Consider the following 19,683-nt stretch of genomic DNA (forward strand, 5'->3'; position numbering starts at 1 on the left):
GGGCTTCACATCGTGCGTTGGTTCTGGCTACCATCGGCCCAACCATGAAACGTTTCCTTTTCCTTCTCGCGCTTGCCACGTCCTGCGTCATCCAGCACACGTCCTTTGCGGCGGAGCCGCTGCGGGTGTTTATCCGGTCGGGGCCGAAGTCCCACGGGCCGGGGGCGCATGATCATCCTGCCTTTCTGCGGGATTGGGTGCCGCTCTTGAATGAGCGGGGGGCGAAAGCGACAGGAGGCGATGCCTTTCCCACCAAGGAGCAGCTGGATGCAACGGATGTACTGATTCTGCATCTGGACAGCGGTGGTGACATCAAGATCGGGCAGGAGCGGAAGGATCTGATGGAGTTCCTGCAGCGCGGGGGCGGCATTGTGACGATCCACGCGGCATCGGTTTCCAAGGACCATGACTGGTTCAAGGGGATCATCGGCGGGTCGTGGCACCATGGGCAGACGAAATGGCGGGAGGGGCCGATGCATTTGTACTTCACGGATCATGAGAATCCGATCACGAAAGATGTGTCGAATTTCGCAATGGATGATGAAATTTACTACGACATGGATGTATTGCCGGAGTGCCGGATTCTGGCCGGGGCCTATACCCCCAAGCCGTCCGGGGCGCGGAACGAAAAGGCCGCGAAGCGGGCCACGGAGATCACGAAGGGGGGCAAGGAGGTCAGCATCTATGACATCCAGCCGCAGGTCTGGACCTATGAGAAGGACAACTACCGGTCGTTTGTCAGCATCCCGGGCCATTATTATGCGAACTTCAGCCGGCCGAATTTCCGGGCGCTGCTGCTGAGGGGGATCGCGTGGGCGGGGAAGCGGGAGAATGTGGACGAACTGTGCAAGCCGGAGGAGCTGGGGGACAATCTGCGCTACGTGGAAGGCGGACCGACACGGCCGGAGAAGGCGGCGGAGAAGCTGGAGGTGCATCCGGAGTTTGACATCTCGCTGGTGGCTGCGGAGCCGCTGATCAACAAGGTGATGAATGTGGACTGGGACGAGAAGGGGCGGCTGTGGGTGTGCGAGACGCCGGAGTACCCGAACGGGCGGCGTGAGCTAAATGTGGAGAAGTGGAAGGACAGCGGCTCGTGGACGAAGAAGTATGACCGTGACCCGATCGACCGGATTTCAATTTTGTCTGACACGAATGGCGACGGCGTGATGGACAAGAAGCATGTGTTTGCGGACAAGCTGGAACTCGTCACGAGCTTCTGCTTCTACAAGAAGGGCGTTATTGCGTGTGCAGCGCCGGACATCTGGTATCTGGAAGACACGGACGGGGATGAAGTGGTGGACAAGCGGACGAAGCTTTACACGGGCTTGGGTACTGGGGACACGCATGCGGTGATCAACAACCTGCGCTGGGGGCTGGATGGATGGGTGTATGCCACGCATGGATACAGCTCCGGGCATGTGACCTCGCCGGACGGGAAGCAGGATTTTGGCACGGACGGCAGCGGGGTGGTGAGGTTCAAGCCGGACGGCAGCGCGTTTGAGCAGTATGCCTCACGCGGTGGGAATACGTGGGGACTGGACATCACGACGGACGGGCAGGTGTTTTTTACGCAGCCGACGAGCGGGAATCACTTCCTCCATGTGGTGCTGCCTGAGTATGTGCTGGCGAAGGGCAAGCTGCCCGGCGTGATGGGCACAAATGGCATGCTGCCGAAGGAGCCGACATATCCGCTGATGTCGTGGCCGGAGCAGGCGTATGTGCAGATCGACCAGGTGGGGAGCTACACGGCTGCGGCAGGCTGTGCGATCTATGAAGGCGGCGCCTGGCCAAAGAAGTGGAACTACAGTTACTTCACCACCGAGCCGACGCTGAACATTGTGAGCCACTTCTTTGTTGAGAAGGATGGGGTGACCTACAAGGCGCATCGTGAGGCGGGGCGTGAGAAGACTGAGTTCATTCGCAGCAAGGATTTGTGGTTCCGGCCGATTGAAAACCGAGTGGGGCCGGATGGCGCGCTGTATGTGGTGGATTTCTACAATCAGGCGGTGATTCACAACGACACGCGCGGCCCCGTCCACGGCCCGGCCAATGCGGCGGTGCGGCCTGACCGTGACCATTACTTTGGGCGCATCTGGAAGGTGCAGCACAAGCAGGCGACGAAGGCGGTGAAGCAGGGCAAGAACCCCAACGCCAGGATGGGCAGCGACGCGCTCAAAGCCTATGAGACCGCTGAAAAGGCGGTGAAAACTGATGCGGGACGCCAGCAGGTGCTGAAGGATTATGAGGCTGCCAAAGAGGACTGGAGCCGCTCGGCGTTGATCGCCGCCTGTGCTGATGAAGCTCAGCCAATGATTGAAGCTGCGCTGGTGCATGGAGCACCGGAAGCTTTCGTGGCGGCATTGCTTCCGCCGGCGCTGCCGACAGGAGCTGACAAACTGATCAGCGCCTGTGCCAATGCCGATGCCAAAGCGGACGGGCTTAAAGCCGTGATCCTGCAAGGCATCGCGCAGATGATGAGCGGCGGGCCTGCGCTCACGCCCGAGCTGACGGGCTCGCTGAAGAAGCTGCTGGAACAGCCAAGGCTGGCGGCGGCGGTGCTGCCACTGGTGGTGAAGTGGGACAAGGCGGGGGCGCTGGCGGCCGAGGTGAAGGCGCAGATTGCGAGTCTGACGGCGAAGCTGGAGGACAAGGGAGCAGCCATCGCGGAGCGCATCACGGCTGCGAAGTCGCTGATCGGAATCGGCGGCGATGCGAGTGTGCAGGTGGTGGGCGTGCTGTCCCGAGCAGACTCTCCCAATGCGCTGCAGGCTGCGATCATCACGGCCATGGATGAAAAGGGCAGTGTCACGGATCTGGTGGCGAACCTGAACGGGCTGAAGCCTGAGCTGCGCACGCAAGCCTTTGATGCGATTTTGAAGAGGCCCGAGGCTGCGCTGGCGCTGCTGAATGCGATTCAGGACGGGAAGATTGACCCGAAGGAGATTGGGCCGGGGAACATTGCGCGGCTGCGGACGCATCCAAACAAGGATGTGGCAAAGCGGGCGAATGCGATGATCGACAAGCTGAGCCCGAACGCGAAGGCGAAGAACGAGCTGATCGCGCAGCTGACACCGGAGGTGGAGAAGCCGGGGGATGCGGTGAAGGGCAAGGCGATGTTTACGGCCGCGTGTGCTGTGTGCCACAAGCTGGGAGATGTGGGGCTGCGCGATGTGGGGCCGCAGCTCACGGGCATGGGGGCGCATGGACCGGCGGAGCTGCTGGTGCACATTGTGGATCCGAACCGTGAGGTGGATCCGAGCTTCTGGGCCTGGAACATCACCACGAAGAAAGGAGAAACACTGGCGGGTGTGATCATCACGGAAAACCAGGCGAGCCTGACGCTGCGGAATCAGGGCGGTGATTTTGAGATCAAGAAGGCGGACATCGCCACGCGGGAAAACACGCGGCGGAGCCTGATGCCGGAAGGGCTGGAAGGACTGGGGGCGGAGAACATCCGGGACATCCTGGCCTTCATCTGCGGCGGGGAGCAGAAGTTCCGGGTGGTGGACCTGCGCACGGCTTACAATGCGGACAGCCGTGCCGGCATTTTCGCGAAGGAAGATGCGAAGGACCAGACGGTGACGCTGCACAAGTTTGGCAACGTGACGGTGCATGGGGTGCCGTTTTTCGTGATGGACCCGGAGAAGTCGCAGACAGGGGCGAGCCTGATCGCTCTCAAAGGTGGTGGCAAGGGAACTGCGGCTGACAACTTCCCCGAGAAGGTGGAGATCGCGACGAACACCACGGCCGCGAGCCTGCATTTCCTGGGCGGTGTGGCTGGCTGGGGCTGGCCGTTTGGCGGGGACAAGGCGCGCGGACAGCCGGCGATGACGGTGCATGTTGATTATGCCGACGGCGACAAGGAGAGCATCGTGCTGAAAAATGGGGAGCATTTCGCCGATTACATCGGCAAGGCAGAGGTGCCGCTGAGTGAAGATGCGGGTGACTTCACACGGCGCGGACAGCTGCGTTATTTTGCGATCAATCTGAAGAAGAAGGGGGCGCTGAAGAAGATCACGCTGGAGACGAGCGGGAGCATCGTGACGCCCTGCACGGTGGCGATCACCGCGAGCGCTGAGCCTGCGAATGTAGAGGCAGCGGCGAAGCCCAAAGCCACTGCGCAAGCGGGTGGTGCGGCAGAGGCGGGGCCGAAGGAAGGTGGCAAAGGGGACGGACCGCTGGTGGCTGCGACGCCGGTGCAGTGGGAGGCCGGTAAGACAAAGGTGCTGGTCATTGGCGGCGGGTCATCGCACAACTTCGCGAAGTTCTTTGGCGAGACGGACGTGGCGACGCTGAAGAGCGCCGGGTTTACCGTGCACTACACCGAGGACCGAGACCAGGCGGCCGCGGAGCTGGCGAATGCGGATGTGGCGGTGATCAGCGTGAACCGGAAGTTTTTCGACACGGCGGCGTATCGCAAAGCGCTGTTTGATTTTGCGGCGGCGGGCAAGGGGATCATCATGCTGCATCCTGGCACGTGGTATGGCTTTGGCGGATGGCCGGAGCTGAATGCGCAGATCGTGGGCGGTGGTGCGAGGGGGCATGACAAGATCCATCCTTTCGATGTGAAGGCGGTGAAGGCCGAGCACGCGATCCTGGCGGGAGTACCTGCGAGCTTCACGGTGGAGGACGAGCTGTATTATGTGAATGCGGAGCCGGACAAGATCCCGGCAGGGACGGCGAAGATCACCGTGCTGGCGGAGACGAGCCCGAGCGACAAGTACAAGGCGGCGCATCCGAGCGTGTGGATCACGGAGCATCCGAAGGCGAAGATTGTGGGGATCGCGCTGGGGCATGATGCGCGGGTGCATGACCTGAAGCCGTATCAGCAGATTTTGAGCAATGCGGTGAAGTGGGCGAGCGGGAAAAATTGATCCGCCATGTCACTTTGGAGGCGATTTTGCAAAATGCTCGCCTGGGCGGGGTATGCCTGCTCGATGGCGGTTTGCCTATCAGCCGTGTTCAGACCCGACCATGGCATTTGGGTCGGTTTTTATGCGCTGCATCTCATTGTGTTCATCCCATTTTTCGCGGCTGGCCGAGCCTTGTGTGAGATTAACGGAAGTAGCGTGGTCTGGCTTCAGGACTGGCAGAGGCTGCGAGTGCTGCTTCCCACCAGCCTGAAGCGATTGTTCACAGGAACCGCTTTGTTTGCCGTCATCGTTGTCGGTCGTGTCGTCTACCAAGACCTCATTTTGAAATTCCATGAGCCGGGCTTCCAAGGCCCGAAAAGCATGCCCTTGGAATGGAAGACTTGGATCACACCGGTCTCGCCGCGTGAGTTTGTGTCCTACGGTGCTGCATGGGCAGTGTTCTTCATGACCTCAGCCTGCCTTTTGACCATGCGCGAAAACTGGCGTGGTCCAGAAAGCCTGCGCAGACCTCCTGACGGGCTTTGACTGCCAATCGAAGCTGCACTGGCTTTTGACTGTTTTTTGAAAAGCCTGCCATATTGCCCGGCGAGCGGGAAGTGAGGGGCGCGATGGGCCGAATAGAGGTTTGTATCACCGCTACGCGGTTCAACCGGATTTTTTCCAGGGATTGGCTGGCGTGGTTCCGAGGGTTGGCTCCCACGGTTACCGTTATACCAGCGCTACGCGCTTCCCAGCCTGGTTTGCCGGGGCGTTGTTGGGGCAGCATCACTCCTGCGATTCATGGAACTGCTTGTTCCGTGTTTTGGTGAATTGGCCGGGGTGCGAGGGGCATGGGTGTTTGCGGCGCGCTCATGGACGGGCGGGCTGTCGCCACACCCATCCTACGGTGGCAGATGCTGCGCTCGGAATCTGTTTTTGAGAGCGCTGATCTATATACAAGGAGTGTCTGTCGTACTTCAGACCTTCAGGAAGATCTTCCTTTGATGCAGCCAGCGGGCGGTGGCGAGCATGATGAGGAAGGTCATGGCGGAGGGGATCCAGTCGTAAGGGGGCGGGGGAGTGGTGACGAGGCGCTCGCTGATGGTGCGGAAGAAGCCGAAGCCGGAGGCGAGGTAGAGGGCGATGGGATTGGAGCCGACCCAGAGAAAGGGGGCGAGGCCACGACTAAAGCCGAGGACATCGACGATGAAGTAGAAGGTGCCGAGGAGGATGGCGCTCCAGCCGGCGGCGACGAGGACGAAGCTGGAGGACCAGATTTTTTTGATGACGGGAAAGAAGGGGTGCCAGGACCAGCCGAGGGCGAGCAGGAGCGCGCCTGCGGCGATGAGGCCGACGGCCTTGCGGTAAGGGGCGGTGTCTGAGGTGAGCCATTTGCCAGTGAGCAAGCCGAGGAGGGCGGTGGCGATGGCGGGGAGGGTGCTGAGGATGCCTTCGGGATCGTGGTCGCCGTCGTATTTGCGGCCGGGGAGCCAGATGCTGTCGAGGTGGTTGGTGAGGTTCATGCCTTCGGCAAAGTTTCCTGCGCCGATATCGGGGACGGGAATGAAGCGCAGGAGGAGGAAGTAGCCGATGAGCAAGGTGGCGGCGGCCAGGGTGAGGCCGCGGGTCTTCAGAAACAGCGAGAGCAAACCGGCGGCGGCAGAGGCGATGCCGATGCGCTGGAGGACGCCGAGCCAGCGGATTTGATCCCAGCCGTTTTTCACGCCGCCGGAGAAAATGACGCCGAGGACCACGAGAATGGCGGCGCGTGCGAGCAGGTGGCGGATGGCCGCGCCACGGCCATCGCGCGCGAGACGGCGTGGCAGTGCGATGGAGAGGGAGACGCCGGCGAGAAAGAGGAAGAGGGGGAAGATGAGGTCGTAGAAGCGGAAGCCGTCCCACTTGACGTGGGTGAACTGGGTGGCCAGTTCAGCCACAGCCTGGTGTTGTGGAAAGGCGCGGTTCAACACCTGAGTGGCGACTGTTGAGAGCCCGAGAATCCAGCACATGTCGAAACCGCGCAGGGCATCCAGGGAGAGGAGACGTGCGGGGGTGGGGGGAGGGGTGGTGGATGCGGACATGGGTGTGAAAGGATGGCCAGAAAGGCTGGCAACAAACGGCACGAAAAAGGGCGATCCTGCGAGGATCGCCCTTCAAAGGTGATGATGAGATGGTGGCCGGTTACTTCACGATGCCGAGGAGCTCGACTTCGAAGATGAGGGGGACGCCGGGGCCGATTTCACCGCTGGGGCTGCCGCTTTCGCCATAGGCGAGGTCGGAAGGGATGAAGAGGCGCCATTTGGAGCCGACGGGCATGAGCTGGAGGGCTTCGGTCCAGCCTTTGATGACCTGCTGAAGGCCGAAGGAGGCAGGCATGCCGCGCTCGACGGAGCTGTCAAAGACGGTGCCGTTGACGAGGGTGCCGTGGTAGTGAACGCTGACGGTGTCTGTGATGGCGGGCTTGGGGCCGGTGCCTTCCTTCATGACTTCATACTGGAGGCCGCTCTTGGTGGTGGTGACGCCCTTGCGCTTGGTGTTTTCTGCGAGGAATTTGACGCCTTCCTCCTTGGCAGCTTCCATTTTTTTCTTCACGGCGGCCTGCTCGGCACGCTGTTCGGGGGTCATGTTGGCCTCAGCCTTGGCCTTCATGAAGATTTCAAAGGAGGCCATGGCGGCGGTCAGCTCTTCCTCGGTGTAGGCGGGTTTGTCAGAACCTGGCTGCACGGTGTGGGTGATGCCGGCGATGAGCTTTTCGACGTCGATCGGGATGCCTTCGCTGGCGAACTGCTGGCCGAGGCCGGTGCCCATGGAGTAGCTGGAGCTCTTCTTGGAGGTGAGGGCGTCTTTGACGCCTTCGGCGAATTCCTTGAGGTCGATCTTCTCCTGCTGACGCAAGATGGAGGCCCCGACATTTTTACCGATGAAGTAGCTGACTTTGTCCATGGGGAGTGCGGAGGAGGAGGGGGATTCGGCCTGCTGCTGTGCGGGCTTGACTTCCTGGGCTTGAACGAGGGATGCCGCAGCAAGTGCGGTGCAGAGCAGGGCGATGGTGGGTTTCATATTGGAGGGCCGGAGACTACCCAGTGGCCGGGGGTGGTCAACGACAGCCTTGGCGGACCGGGAAAAAGCCGTTTGACCCCGCCCCCCCGATGAAGCACTGTCGCCGCCCCTCTAACCAGAACCTATATGCCCGCGAAAATCTACACTGAAAAAGACGCCAGCCTTGCACCGCTCAAAGGCAAGACCTGCGCTGTGATCGGCTTTGGCTCCCAAGGCCACGCCCATGCCCTGAACCTCAAAGAGAGCGGCGTGAACGTGATCATCGGCCTCTACCCTGGCAGCAAGAGCCGCAAGGTGGCCGAAGAAAAGGGCCTGAAGGTCTATGACACTGCCGAAGCTGTGAAGAAGGCCGACGTGATCTTTGTCGCCGTTCCAGACACCAAAATCCCCGACGTCTTCAACAAGGACATCAAGCCAAACCTGGTGAAGGGCAAGACGCTGCTGTTCAGCCACGGCTTCGCCATCCACTTCAAGACGATCACCGTCCCTGCTGACGTGAACGTGATCATGGTGGCTCCGAAGGGCCCAGGCCACATCGTGCGCCGCCAGTACACCGAAGGCAAGGGCGTGCCAGCCCTGATCGCCATCTACCAGAACGCCGACAAGCAGGCGAAGAAGATCGCGCTGGCCTGGGCGCACGGCATCGGCGGCACCCGCGGCGGCGTGCTGGAAACGACCTTCAAGGAAGAAACCGAAACCGACCTCTTCGGCGAACAGACCGTTCTTTGCGGCGGTACCAGCGCGCTGGTGCAGGCTGGCTTTGAAGTGCTGGTGGAAGCCGGCTACTCCCCTGAGATGGCCTACTTCGAGTGCTTGCACGAGCTGAAGCTGATCGTGGACCTCATGAATGAGTCCGGCATCGCGGGCATGCGCTTCTCCATCTCCGAAACCGCCAAGTGGGGCGACGTGAAGGTGGGTCCGAAGATCATCGACAAGTCCGTGAAGAAGCGCATGAAGGAAGCGCTGAAGGACATCCAGACCGGCAAGTTTGCCAAGGAGTGGGTGCGCGAGACGAAGACGGGTTACAAGAAGTTCAACAAGCTGCTGAAGGATGGCGAGAAGCACCCGATCGAGAAGACCGGCGCACGCCTCCGCAGCCTGATGCCGTGGATCAAGAAGCGCGACATCAAGGGCCAGCAGGCCAGCTACTCGTAAGAGTGGTGAAGATGGTCGAGGCGGTGAAGCCGGCGAGACCGTCCGATAAAATCAAGAAGAGCGCGGATCGGAAACGGTCCGCGCTTTTTTTTGGGCGGGGCGCCGGGGCTGCGGAGCGCTTGATTGATTGCACCGCAGAGATTGGAAAAACGCAGAGGTCTGTGCGTGTGGAGTGCCGAGGTGACTCGGAGCTGCTGGATCGAGGAGGGGTTGCGGAACGGGCTGAAGCCCGAACTATGAACGGGGATGGCAGAAGTCGCAGGCGGGTTGGGCGAGCGGAGGGCTGGGAGTTTGCGGGGCGGCTGGATCGAGGACGAACTTGAAGAGCAAGGTGACTTAGTTAGCGCGGTCCTCCTGGGACTGAGTGGGAGAGGGGAAGAGGATGGCGATGGAGAAGGTGACGACGGTGCCGAACATGATGCGCCAGGGGAACTCGATGACGGGGACCCAGTCGGCGTGCTTCCAAGTGCTCTTTGGGTTGAAGAGTTTTAGCACATCGATGTCGAGGCCGCTGAGGTAGGCGACGGCGATGAAGCCGGCGAGCATGGCGAGGGTGTTGCCGAAGTCGCTGCCGCGTGAGCGGGTGAAGAGGCCGACCATGAAGACGCCGAGCAGGGAGCCGTAGGTGTAGCCGAAGATGCCGAGGATGATGGGGAGGATGCGCAGGGTGGGATTGTGCGTGGTGACCCAGGCGGTGCCGAGGGCGACGGAGATGAGCAGCGCGGCAAAGAGTACGGTGCCGAAGCGGAGGACGCGAACGCGGCCGGCATCGGTGGCGGGCTCGCCAAACCAGCGGAAGTGGAAGTCGCGCACGTAGCTGGTGGCGAGGGCATTCAAGGCGGTGCTGAGGGAGCCCATGGCGGTGGCGAGCACGCCTGCGAGCACGAGGCCGCGAATGCCGCCGGGCATGACGGTGAGGATGAAGTGGGGGAAGACTTTGTTGGCAGAGACGATACCGGATTCACTGCGAGGCAGGGTGGTGTCCGGGTGCTGCTGGTAGTACACCCAGAGGAGGATGCCGATGGCGAGGACAACGAGGGTGATGGGCACGTCTGCGAGGCCGGAGAGGATGGTGGCCATGGCGCTCTGCTTTTTGTTCTTGGCGGTGAGCATGCGCTGAACCATGTCCTGGTCGGTGCCATGGGTGGCGAGGGTGACGAAGGTGGAGCCGAGGAAGGCGGCCCAGACGGTGTATTCCTGCTCGAGGATGCCTTTGATGTTTTCCCAGAGGCCGACGCCCGGCTTGATGCCCCAGTCCCAGACGAGGAGGTCTTTTTCGCCCGTGAGCAGTTTGGTGGCGCCAGCCCAGCCGCCGGGGATGTGGCCGAGGAGGTAGATGAGGGAGAAGCTGAGGGCGCAGATGAGGACGATGATCTGGATGACGTCTGTCCAGATGACGGCGCGGATGCCGCCGATGGAGGTGTAGAGCGCGGTGGCGAGGGTGACGAAGATCAGCGCGCCGCCGGTGAGGAGAAACTCCTTGGTGGGTGAGAGTGTCTCGCCGGGGTACTGCAGGTGCCACACGAGCACGAGGAGCATGCTGGGCACCCAGAGGCGTGTGCCGCTGGCGAGGGTGCGTGTGACGAGGAAGACCGCGGAGGTGAGCCTGCGTGTGCGCGGCCCGAAGCGCTGGCCGAGGAACTCATAGATGCTGACGACATTGTGCCGGTAGTAGGCGGGAATGAACACGGCACTGACCACCACGCGTGCCAGCAGGTAGCCGACGATGAGCTGGATGTAGGTGAAATTTTTCAGCGCGTAGCCTTCGCCGGGCGCGCCGAAGAAGGTGCCTGCGCTGATCTCGGCCGCGAGGATGGAGGCGAGCACGGCCCACCATGCGATCTGGCGGTCTCCGAGGGTGAAGCCCTCGACGCTGCCGCTTTTGCTGCGCTGCGAGAGGCCGATGCCGATGATCAGGGCGAAGTAACCGAGGATGACGATGGCATCGAGAAGGTAGGGCATGGCGTGTGTGGCGCGAAGTGTCGCTGCAAAGCACCACACACGTCAAGAGAACAGCCGGGGCAGCGGAAACTAACCCTGGAGAGAAGGGGGGCTATTTGGAGACGACGTTGGTCTCAAGCTTTGGCAGGGCGCGTACGATGACGCGTTCCTGGACGGAAGTGCCGCGAGGCGAGACGATGGTGATTTCCTCATACACTTTGCCGATGTCCTTGTTGGTCAGAGGATGATGGATGAGCCTGCGTGTGGCGACGGTGGTGTCGCCGAGAGCTTTGACCGTGACGTTTCCTGTGGGGGTGGGGCTGGCCACACGTGCTGTCTCAATGGGGCGCGTGGTGCACTGGGAAAGAAGGAGTGCCGTGGAAAGACAGAGGGAGGTGAGGCAGAGGGTACGGAGGTGGTTTTTCATGGTGGGTTGGTCGTCTTTTGGCCAGCAAGCTGACAGAGCCGGTATTGGATGTGGTGAGCGGTGAGATGTTCAAAGTTTGGAAACTTCGCATTGAGCAAACTCAAATGTGAGAGTGTGGGCCGGCCGGATTTTAGTCTTGATTCGCTGTGCCCCATCCTCATCATCCCGCAAAGCTCATGCAAAAGATGCGCCTAACCCTGGTGATGTCAGCTGCCAGCCTGCTGCCGTGGGCAGGAGCGAGCGGCCAGACCGAGAAGGAGGGCATGACGCGTGAGAAGCAACGGCTGGTGGCGCTGCAGCAGCATTACCAAAGTGCTGCGGCGATGTCTGCCCAAGGGAGGCTGGCGGAGGCCGAGATGGAGCTGAGGGAGATCGTCTCGACCTGCCATGAGGTGTTTGGGAAAAACCATCCTGACACGCTGGTCAGCCGGAGTGATCTGGCAGCGACGCTGGCTGCGGAGGGGAAGTATGCGGAGGCTGAAAAGGAAAACCGCGCGGTGCTGGGCATCCGTGAAAAAGTGCTGGGCAAGGAGCACCCGGACACACTCGTCAGCCGTAACAACCTGGCGGCGACCCTGCAGGAGCAGGGAAGGCAGGCGGAGGCGGTGCGCGAATACCGAGCGGTGCTGGCCGTGCGGCAGCGTGTGCTGGGACCGGAGCACTCCGACACGCTGGACACACGCAACAACCTGGCCACCGCGCTCAATGAACAGGGCAGGCATGCGGAGGCTGAAAAGGAACACCGGGCCGTGCTGGCGCTGAGGGAAAAGCTGCTGGGTGTGAAACACCCGAAGACGCTGGCCAGCCGCAACAACCTTGCGGCGGTGCTGCAGGAGCAGGAGCGCTATGCGGAGGCCGAGCGTGAGCACCGCACGGTGCTGGCGCTGCGGGAAAAGGTGCTGGGTGCGGGGCATCCAGATGTTTTCATGAGCTGCTTTAACCTGGCGCTGTGCCTGGAGGCGCAGGCGAAGAACCGGGAGGCGCTGGGGCTGATGGAGCGTGCGCGTGAGGGGTTCAAGAAGAGCCTGGGGCAGGCACACCCGTACACGAAATCTGCGGAGGAGTGCCGGGTTCGCATCGCGGAGGAGATGAGAAAACAAAAGGATTCGTGATAGTTCATTCTGCCGCAAAAAACCTCGCGTGATGGATTGTACTCGTTAACATCCGCGCCGAATGTCAGCCGTCAGCTTTGTCAAAGAATTGCGTCATAACTGGAAAACCATCGGAGCGGTGGCGCCTTCCAGCGTGGCGCTGGCGGAACGGATGATGGAGGCAGCGGGCGTGTGGAAGGCCAGGCGCATTTTGGAACTCGGCCCTGGGACGGGTGCGTTTACCGGAGCCATCGCGGACTCGATGCCGCATGACGCGGAGTATCTGGGCATCGAGCTGATCGAGTCGTTTGTGCAGCAGCTGAAGCCGCGCTTTCCTACGATGAGGTTTGAGTGCGCGGGGGCGCAGGAGTTTGATTTTACGCAGGTGCTGCCACCGGGGGAGAAGTTTGACACGATCGTGAGCGGGCTGCCGTGGACGGCGTTTCCGCGCGGGCTGCAGGAGGCGATTCTGAACAATGTACTGCCGCACCTGGCGCCGGGCGGGTGCTTTGCCACGTTTGCGTACTGGGGCTTTCACAAGCTGCCGGGCGGGCGGCAGTTCCGGGCGCTGCTGCATGAGATGACGCACGGGGTGGAGACGAGCCGTGTCGTCTGGGGGAATGTGCCACCGGCGTTTGTGTATCTGGCGCGGAAGGGGTGAGGGCGAGGGCGAGGGCTATTCTGCCTACTCCTCCTGCTTCTTCTTTTTGCCTTTGCCCTTGCCCTGTTTCTTTGGGGCGGAGGTAGTCTGGGCTTCGTTTTTGGCGGGCATGGGGGCTTTGATGGCTTCGCGCCAGGCGAGCATTTTGGCGTGGAGTTCCTTGGTTTTTTCTGGCTGCGCGGCGGCGAGGTTTTTCTGCTCGCCGATGTCGGCTTTGAGATTGTAGAGCTCGAGGCGGCCGTCTTCGAAGAACTCCATGAGCTTCCAGTCGCCCTGCTCGATGAGGCCCACGGGGGTGGTGCGCCAGGTGTTTTCTCCGGCGCCGAGATAGCCGGGAAAGTGCTGGTAGATGGCGTCGCGCTTGAGGCTGGCGGAGGCGGAGCGGAAGAGGGGAACGAGGCTCTCGCCATCGAGGGGCTGGTTTTCGGGAAGCGGGGCTTTGCCGATCTCGGCGAAGGTGGGGTAGAGATCCACATGGATGGTGGGGACGTCGCTGGAGGAGCCGGGTGTGGTGACGCCGGGCCAGCGGACGATGAAGGGGACGCGGGTGCCGCCTTCATAGAGGCTGCCTTTGCCGCTGCGGAGGGGGGCGTTGTCGGTGATGTCGCCGCCTTTTTTGATGCCTTCGCGTGCGTAGCCGCCGACGCCGCCGTTGTCGCTGGCGAAAATGAGGACGGTGTTGTCTGCGAGTTTGAGTTCATCGAGGGTGGCCATGACGCGTCCGACGCTTTCGTCCACGCTGGCGATCATGGCTGCGTAAACCGGGTCGTGATGGCCGCCGACGGGGGCTTTGTCCTTGAAGCGGGCGATGAGATTTTGCTTGGCCTCATGGGGTGAATGGACGCCGAAGTGGGGGAGGTAGAGGAAGAAGGGGGCGTCCTTGTGGCGCTGGATGAAATCGACGGCTTTGTCGGTGAGGAAGTCGGCGAGGTATTCGCCTTTGGGGTATTCGACCGGTGGCTGGGTTTTGAAATCGAAGTGCTTGCCCATGGATACGATGGCTTCGTCAAAGCCGCGCTGTCCTGGATGGTAGGCGTCTTTTTCGCCGAGGTGCCATTTGCCAAACATGGCGGTGGCGTAGCCGGCTTTTTTCAGGGTCTGGGCGATGGTGACTTTTTCCAGCGGGAGCTGGGTGACGTTTTCCACCGGACGCAGGGGACGGCTCTCCCACTCGAAGCGGCCAATGCCGCCGACGGTGTACACGCCGGTGCGCGGGGCGTACTGACCGCTCATGAGGGCGGCGCGGGTGGGCTGGCAGTTTTGGCAGTGGTGATGGCTGGTGAGCTTCATGCCCTGCTGCGCGAGTTTGTCGATGTGCGGCGTCTCGTAGTATTTGGAGCCAAAGCACGCGACGTCGGTGTAGCCGAGGTCGTCCGCCAGGATGAAGACGATGTTGGGTGCGCGGTCGGCGGCGCGCAGGGAAAGGGTGAGGAGGAGCAGGCTGAGGAGGTGCTTCATGCGGACCCCCAGAACGACGGGGGGAGCGGTGAGATTGCACGATTTCAGCATCGACAGCCGTAAACGGAGCCGCTTTGATCGGGCGCATGTCCCGGCATTTCCTGATTCTTCCCTTTCTGAGCGTACTTAGCTTTGCCGCTGATGTGGGCATCAAGCCCGGTGTGCGTTCGCCGATCACCTTCCAAGTCTCGCCGCAGGTTTCGGACAATGCGCAGATCAAGATGCGGATGCATGCGATGGAGACGCCGCCGCCCTATGATGTGCGCATGGAGAAGTTCGACATCCTTGTGCCGAAGAAGTACAAGAAGGGAGATCCGCATGGGCTCTTCATCTGGGTGAGCCCGAGCAACGCGCCCGCGATCTCGCCGGAATGGGAGGCGGTGCTGGCGGAGAAGAAGCTGATCTTTGTGGGCGCGCACAACTCAGGCAACAACCGTGAGGTGTTTGCCCGCATGCGCCTGGCGGTGGATGCGAACGACAACATTCGTGAGCTTTTCGACATCGATGACCAGCGTGTGTATGTCTCCGGCTTCTCCGGCGGCGGGCGTGTGGCGAGCATGCTGGGTGTGACTTATGCAGACATGTTCACGGGCACGATTGCCTTCATGGGGACCAATTTCTACACGGACACCGTCACGCTCGACCAGGCGGAGGTCTTTGAGGCGCGCTACATTCCGCATGATGAGATCCTGGCGCTGGCCAAGACGGACTGCCGGTATGTGCTGGTGACGGGGGACAAGGACTTTAACCTGAAGAACACCCGGGCGGTGTTTGAAAACGGTTTCAAGAAGGAGGGCTTCAAGTCCGTGGAGATGATCAATGTGCCGGGGCAGGGGCATCAGCCGCCGAAGGCGGAGTGGCTGAAGAAGGCGATCGAGTTTCTGGATGCAGGGAAGGCGGTGAAGAAGTGATCAGCGCGGGTCGGTGACGCGGCCGAGGAAGAGGCAGGCTCCGCTTTCAGCGTGCTGGATGGCGAAGAGGAAGGGACGGTCGGCTTTGATCGCCAAAGGTTTTTTGCGAGGCTGGCCTGATCCTGTGAGCATCATCTCCGCTACTGTCGCGGCCGCTGCTTCCGTGCCTTTTTCATCGAGTGCGAGGAAGGTCTTGTGAAACACTTTGGAAATGGAGAGGTAGTCATCCGGACCCCTGGGAGACATGGCATCAAAGTCCGCGCTGCCCGCCGGGATGTCGAAGGCGGTGGTCATGCCCAGCTTTTGCAGCATCTCGCCGAGCTGTAGGCTGGGCGGAGCGATGTTGAATTTTGGCAGGTCCAGCAGGACATATTGCTCTTCCGCGTGTGCGCAGGCGAGCAGCAGCTCAGGCGTCAGCTTTAATTCGATGTTCGCAATGCCGTTGATGCTGTCGGGCACGATGAGGAGGAAATGCAGGCGACCTCCTGCGTAGGGCAGGGTGACCGCCTGGAAGCCGCGGCCATTGTAGTAGTGCAGGTGACTTCGTTGGGTCATGGTGGGCGTCAGCACTGTTTCTTTACCGCCATTCACATGAAATGGTTTTGGTTGGGTGTATCCTTGGTAGAATTCATTTTGCCAGGAGGCTTTGAAATAGAGCGCGTTTGTCAGCACAAGGCGTGTGTCCTTGGTCAGCGCATTCTTGGGGAGCAAATCGCGAATCCGGTCTCGTGTCTGCTTTGCCACCCAGTCGTTGATCTCCATCCGGGCTCCGGCCGGATCGCTGCTGAAATCCATGAACTTCAGCGGGGCGGCGAAATGCTTCTCTACGTCTGAGCGGAATGGTTGACGAAAGGCATGGCCTTTTTGTCCGAAGAGCTGGTTTGCCACACGCAGCGTTGTGACCTCGCTGGGGCCACCATATTTTTTGGCATCTGCCACGGCCTTCACGGAGGCCTCGCGCGCTTCGTCCAAAGCTCGTTTCAGCGCGGCGAAAGATTCCCCCATGGCTTGTTTGTCGTTGGGGAAGTGCAGCACGCGGGCCATTTCCTCCTGAGTGACGCCGCTGGCTCCGAGGTAAGTCATCGCGAGAGCGGACTGGATGGAGAAGGGGGAAAGGCAGAGGTTGCCCTGCTTCGGCATCTGGCGGTGGAGATCCAGGCCGAGGGTGTTGATGGCGTGTGCGGCCTGCTCGGGTGTGGCGGAGCGAAGCGATGAGGGGGACGCAGCCAATAGCAGAGCGAGGGCAGGAATTCTCATGGTCATGAGTGTGATCGTTTGTGAGCCATAGAGACAAACGAGACTGGATCGCGTTTGAAAATTCGCGGCTCATCTCGCGGAGCGAGATGGCTGCTTTGCTGACGCTGGGGCAGCATGCCTTGTGAAAAGGCATGGTGAGCAACCCTTGAGTAGGAGCCCAGTTGCGGCGCAACTGGGCTACTTTTAATCCCGGCGCTTCAACTGCGGGAAGAGGATGACGTCGCGGATGCTTTCGGCGCCGGTGAGCATCATGATGAGGCGGTCGATGCCGATGCCGATGCCGCCGGCGGGGGGCATGCCGTGTTCGAGGGCGAGGATGAACTCCTCGTCGATCTTCTGGGTCTCTTCGCCGGCCTGGTGCTCGAGGCGGTCGCGCTGGACGATGGGGTTGTTCAGCTCGGAGTAACCGGGGCTGATTTCCTGGCCGTTGATGACGAGCTCGTACACATCGACGATGGAGCCGTCCTCGGCGTTCTGCTTGGCGAGGGGAACGAGCTCCTTCGGGCAGTGGGTGACGTAGAGGGGATCGAACTGTTTGGCCTCGATGAGGCGCTCGAAGACGTGCTGGGTGACTTCGTAGTCTTCGAAGTTGGCTCCGATTTCGACGCCGAGCTCCTGGGCGCGGGCTTTGCGCTGCTCGGGGGTGTATTCATACCACTGAGGGTCGATGCCCTTGAGGAGGTCGGTGTAACGTGCGCGACGCCAGGGGCGGGTGAGGTCGATGGTCTTGGTGACGTTGCCTTCTTCGTCCTTGTGCTCGATCTTGAGGCCGCCGCAGAAGTTTTCGGCGAGGTGGCAGATCATGCCTTCGACGAGGTCGGCCATCTTTTCGAAGTCGGCGTAGGCCCAGTAGGCCTCGAGCATGGTGAACTCGGGGTTGTGACGGCGGCTGAGGCCTTCGTTGCGGAAGTTGCGGTTGAGCTCGAAAATCTGGGTGAAGCCGGCGACGAGGAGGCGCTTCAAGTAAAGCTCCGGCGCGATGCGCAGGAACATGGGCTGATTGAGCGCGTGGAAGAAGGTCTCGAAGGGCTTGGCAGCGGCGCCGCCGGGGACGTCCTGCATCATGGGGGTTTCGACTTCGAGGAAGCCGCGCTCCTGCAGGTAGCTGCGGATGGAGGCGACCATCTTGCTGCGGGTCACGAAGATCTCGCGGCTGCGGTCATTGGAGATGAGGTCGAGGTAGCGCTGGCGGTATTTGATCTCCTTGTCGGTGACGCCGTGCCACTTGTCGGGCAGGGGGCGCAGGGCCTTAGAGAGGGGGGTCAGTTTTTTGACGTGGATGGAGCGCTCGCCGCGTTTGGTGATGAAGCTGAGACCCTCGACGCCGACGAAGTCGCCGATGTCGATGAGCTGGTTGAACTGCACGTAGGCCTCGTCGCCCACGTCGCCCTTGCTGAGGTAGCACTGGATGCGGCCGGTGATGTCGCCGAGGTCAAAGAAGGTGGCCTTGCCCATCTCGCGGCGGGAGAGCACGCGGCCGGCGACGCGGACATCGAGGCCTTCGGTGAAGTCGGCCTTGAGAGCGCCGGGCTGGTGGGTGGTGTCGAAGCGTCCGCCAAAGGGATCGATGCCGGTCTTCACCAGTCCTTCCAGCTTTTCACGGCGGAATTGGAGGAGTTCGGACTCGGAATGTTCAGGGGCGGCAGGCGTCGGTTGCATGGTCGTACGGATAGTGGGGCCGTGTTCATAGCCCTTTCCGGGGAGTTTGCCACTGTAAATGCCGATGGGGCTTGGAGATTGCAAAAGCGCGTCTGATATGCCAAAAAATGAACCTAATGAAATTGCTGCATTCCATTTTTCTTTTTCTCTTCGTTTTCGCCTGCCTTGCCCAAGGTCAGCAGAAGGAATGGCCGGAGGTGGAGAAATTTGCGACCTCGATCGAGAACGTGCTGTGGGATCTGCGCGGCACGAATTCGCTCAGGCACCTGCGCTATGATGGTGAGAGCTTTTTCCCGGTGACGGGGAATGGAATGAATCAGAATCCATTCAGGGACCATGCCTTTGTGGATGTGGGTGTCTTCCAGCTCGCTTTCAGCGACACGCGGGCCGCGTGGTATTTTGTGAGTGATGACCTGAAGCTCGTGACGCCTGTGAACATCAGCGACATGATTGAGTTCAAAGCGGAAAGCGGGACGGCGATCAAGCCTGTGAAAAATTTTCCGCAGGACATCCAGAACATCGTCTGGGTGGGCCGAAACCAGGGGGCGGAGCTGAAGATGCGCTGGAATGGCAAGGAGCTGGAGGTGGGGGCGAAAAAGGATGCGTGGGTCGTGCAGAATGTGGATGCGGTGGTGGCAAACCGCCGGGTGCTGGAGGCGGGTGGCGAAGGCGGCGCGCTTTTCTGGCTGGCGGTTTCCGAGGATGGCTCAGAGGCCACGTGGCTGAAGGTGGAGGACATTTTCGGAGGTCATGTCCGGGCGAATCCTGGCAAGGCGGCCCAGACTGTCGCGACAACCGGACTCACTCCTCAGCAGAATGATCTGGCCAACCACGCCGAAGACCTGATGAATGCGGGAGACAAGGTGCGTGCCGCGACGCTGCTGCGCGAGCTGATGCGCAAAAATGCCGGCAAGCCTGAGGCGCTGAAAAAGCTGCAGGTCCGCTTCACGGCGCTGAAGTGAGATGAAGGGATAATGAATAGGGCGCGTTCAGGCTCGCTGTCGTAGATCTGGTGATGGGAGTTTCTATACAGCAGGCATGCTTCGGGGCTCCTTGCAGACGCTGCTGGTGGAAGCTGCGTGTGGCGGAGTGCTGGGTTTGCTTTCCGGATCTGTTGGCGGATAACCCAGGGCTTGCTCGTGCCTCGCTGCGCCCTGGGCTGAGTCCCCAGCCCTTTCAGGGCTTGAGATGAGTTCGAAAAAAAGATTGT

Annotated in this window: 14 protein-coding genes; 7 read left to right on the forward strand and 7 right to left on the reverse strand. The window is 61.1% G+C overall.

Translation table 11 applies throughout. The annotated features are described in order from the left end of the window. Positions 1-44 precede the first annotated feature (44 nt). Both ACFQDI_RS16720 and ACFQDI_RS16725 read left to right on the forward strand, forming a co-directional pair. Positions 45-4,874 (forward strand): PVC-type heme-binding CxxCH protein, encoded by a 4,830-nt coding sequence (locus ACFQDI_RS16720; RefSeq protein WP_377168824.1) that lies wholly within the window; start codon positions 45-47, stop codon positions 4,872-4,874. An 84-nt stretch (positions 4,875-4,958) separates the two neighbouring features. Continuing rightward, complete coding sequence (locus tag ACFQDI_RS16725; protein ID WP_377168826.1) at positions 4,959-5,399, forward strand: hypothetical protein; 441 nt, start codon at positions 4,959-4,961, stop codon at positions 5,397-5,399. A gap of 431 nt (positions 5,400-5,830) precedes the next feature. Here ACFQDI_RS16725 and ACFQDI_RS16730 read toward each other — a convergent pair whose 3' ends face one another. Further along, positions 5,831-6,934 (reverse strand): acyltransferase family protein, encoded by a 1,104-nt coding sequence (locus tag ACFQDI_RS16730; protein ID WP_377168828.1) that lies wholly within the window; start codon positions 6,932-6,934, stop codon positions 5,831-5,833. A 100-nt stretch (positions 6,935-7,034) separates the two neighbouring features. Continuing rightward, positions 7,035-7,913: an FKBP-type peptidyl-prolyl cis-trans isomerase N-terminal domain-containing protein gene (locus ACFQDI_RS16735; RefSeq protein WP_377168830.1), complete on the reverse strand. Its 879-nt coding sequence runs from the start codon at positions 7,911-7,913 to the stop codon at positions 7,035-7,037. Positions 7,914-8,039: 126 nt separating this feature from the next. On the opposite strand from ACFQDI_RS16735, the gene ilvC reads away from it, so the two are divergent. Beyond that, the gene (gene ilvC, locus ACFQDI_RS16740; RefSeq protein ID WP_377168832.1) at positions 8,040-9,068 is read left to right on the forward strand and encodes a ketol-acid reductoisomerase; all 1,029 of its coding nucleotides are present in this window, start codon (positions 8,040-8,042) and stop codon (positions 9,066-9,068) included. Between the two features lie 336 nt (positions 9,069-9,404). Here ilvC and ACFQDI_RS16745 read toward each other — a convergent pair whose 3' ends face one another. Next, the gene (locus ACFQDI_RS16745) at positions 9,405-11,030 is read right to left on the reverse strand and encodes a sodium:solute symporter (RefSeq protein WP_377168835.1); all 1,626 of its coding nucleotides are present in this window, start codon (positions 11,028-11,030) and stop codon (positions 9,405-9,407) included. Between the two features lie 91 nt (positions 11,031-11,121). Then, a complete protein-coding gene (locus ACFQDI_RS16750; RefSeq protein WP_377168837.1) occupies positions 11,122-11,436 on the reverse strand; it encodes a hypothetical protein in 315 nt (104 codons plus the stop codon). 203 nt (positions 11,437-11,639) lie between these two features. Here ACFQDI_RS16750 and ACFQDI_RS16755 point away from each other — a divergent pair, with 203 nt between their 5' ends. Then, complete coding sequence (locus tag ACFQDI_RS16755; protein WP_377168839.1) at positions 11,640-12,548, forward strand: tetratricopeptide repeat protein; 909 nt, start codon at positions 11,640-11,642, stop codon at positions 12,546-12,548. Between the two features lie 61 nt (positions 12,549-12,609). Further along, positions 12,610-13,188 (forward strand): class I SAM-dependent methyltransferase, encoded by a 579-nt coding sequence (locus tag ACFQDI_RS16760; RefSeq protein WP_377168841.1) that lies wholly within the window; start codon positions 12,610-12,612, stop codon positions 13,186-13,188. 24 nt (positions 13,189-13,212) lie between these two features. Here ACFQDI_RS16760 and ACFQDI_RS16765 read toward each other — a convergent pair whose 3' ends face one another. Further along, positions 13,213-14,646 carry a sulfatase gene (locus ACFQDI_RS16765; protein ID WP_377168843.1) on the reverse strand — a complete coding sequence of 478 codons (1,434 nt, stop codon included), beginning with the start codon at positions 14,644-14,646 and terminating at the stop codon, positions 13,213-13,215. Positions 14,647-14,732: 86 nt separating this feature from the next. Between ACFQDI_RS16765 and ACFQDI_RS16770 the strand changes: the two genes are divergently transcribed. Beyond that, on the forward strand, positions 14,733-15,557 hold the full coding sequence (locus ACFQDI_RS16770) for an alpha/beta hydrolase family protein (protein ID WP_377168845.1): 825 nt from the start codon (positions 14,733-14,735) through the stop codon (positions 15,555-15,557). Here ACFQDI_RS16770 and ACFQDI_RS16775 read toward each other — a convergent pair whose 3' ends face one another. Together ACFQDI_RS16775 and lysS are read right to left on the reverse strand one after the other, a co-directional pair. Then, positions 15,558-16,814 (reverse strand): serpin family protein, encoded by a 1,257-nt coding sequence (locus ACFQDI_RS16775; RefSeq protein ID WP_377168847.1) that lies wholly within the window; start codon positions 16,812-16,814, stop codon positions 15,558-15,560. 183 nt (positions 16,815-16,997) lie between these two features. Beyond that, positions 16,998-18,473 (reverse strand): lysine--tRNA ligase, encoded by a 1,476-nt coding sequence (lysS, locus tag ACFQDI_RS16780; protein WP_377168850.1) that lies wholly within the window; start codon positions 18,471-18,473, stop codon positions 16,998-17,000. Between the two features lie 116 nt (positions 18,474-18,589). On the opposite strand from lysS, the gene ACFQDI_RS16785 reads away from it, so the two are divergent. Then, positions 18,590-19,435, forward strand: a complete 846-nt coding sequence (locus ACFQDI_RS16785) for a hypothetical protein (RefSeq protein WP_377168852.1) — start codon at positions 18,590-18,592, stop codon at positions 19,433-19,435. The last annotated feature ends 248 nt before the right edge of the window (positions 19,436-19,683 follow it).

It is taken from the genome of Prosthecobacter fluviatilis (genome assembly GCF_042655725.1).
Classification (GTDB): Bacteria; Verrucomicrobiota; Verrucomicrobiia; order Verrucomicrobiales; family Verrucomicrobiaceae; genus Prosthecobacter; species Prosthecobacter fluviatilis.

What these genes read in the sequence shown, in the direction of transcription:
- ACFQDI_RS16720 (WP_377168824.1), top strand. Translation starts at nt 45, where the DNA reads ATGAAACGTTTCCTTTTCCTTCTCGCGCTTGCCACGTCCTGCGTCATC.
- ACFQDI_RS16730 (WP_377168828.1), bottom strand. Translation starts at nt 6,934, where the DNA reads ATGTCCGCATCCACCACCCCTCCCCCCACCCCCGCACGTCTCCTCTCC.
- ACFQDI_RS16735 (WP_377168830.1), bottom strand. Translation starts at nt 7,913, where the DNA reads ATGAAACCCACCATCGCCCTGCTCTGCACCGCACTTGCTGCGGCATCC.
- ilvC (WP_377168832.1), top strand. Translation starts at nt 8,040, where the DNA reads ATGCCCGCGAAAATCTACACTGAAAAAGACGCCAGCCTTGCACCGCTC.
- ACFQDI_RS16745 (WP_377168835.1), bottom strand. Translation starts at nt 11,030, where the DNA reads ATGCCCTACCTTCTCGATGCCATCGTCATCCTCGGTTACTTCGCCCTG.
- ACFQDI_RS16750 (WP_377168837.1), bottom strand. Translation starts at nt 11,436, where the DNA reads ATGAAAAACCACCTCCGTACCCTCTGCCTCACCTCCCTCTGTCTTTCC.
- ACFQDI_RS16755 (WP_377168839.1), top strand. Translation starts at nt 11,640, where the DNA reads ATGTCAGCTGCCAGCCTGCTGCCGTGGGCAGGAGCGAGCGGCCAGACC.
- ACFQDI_RS16760 (WP_377168841.1), top strand. Translation starts at nt 12,610, where the DNA reads ATGTCAGCCGTCAGCTTTGTCAAAGAATTGCGTCATAACTGGAAAACC.
- ACFQDI_RS16765 (WP_377168843.1), bottom strand. Translation starts at nt 14,646, where the DNA reads ATGAAGCACCTCCTCAGCCTGCTCCTCCTCACCCTTTCCCTGCGCGCC.
- ACFQDI_RS16770 (WP_377168845.1), top strand. Translation starts at nt 14,733, where the DNA reads ATGTCCCGGCATTTCCTGATTCTTCCCTTTCTGAGCGTACTTAGCTTT.
- ACFQDI_RS16775 (WP_377168847.1), bottom strand. Translation starts at nt 16,814, where the DNA reads ATGAGAATTCCTGCCCTCGCTCTGCTATTGGCTGCGTCCCCCTCATCG.
- lysS (WP_377168850.1), bottom strand. Translation starts at nt 18,473, where the DNA reads ATGCAACCGACGCCTGCCGCCCCTGAACATTCCGAGTCCGAACTCCTC.
- ACFQDI_RS16785 (WP_377168852.1), top strand. Translation starts at nt 18,590, where the DNA reads ATGAAATTGCTGCATTCCATTTTTCTTTTTCTCTTCGTTTTCGCCTGC.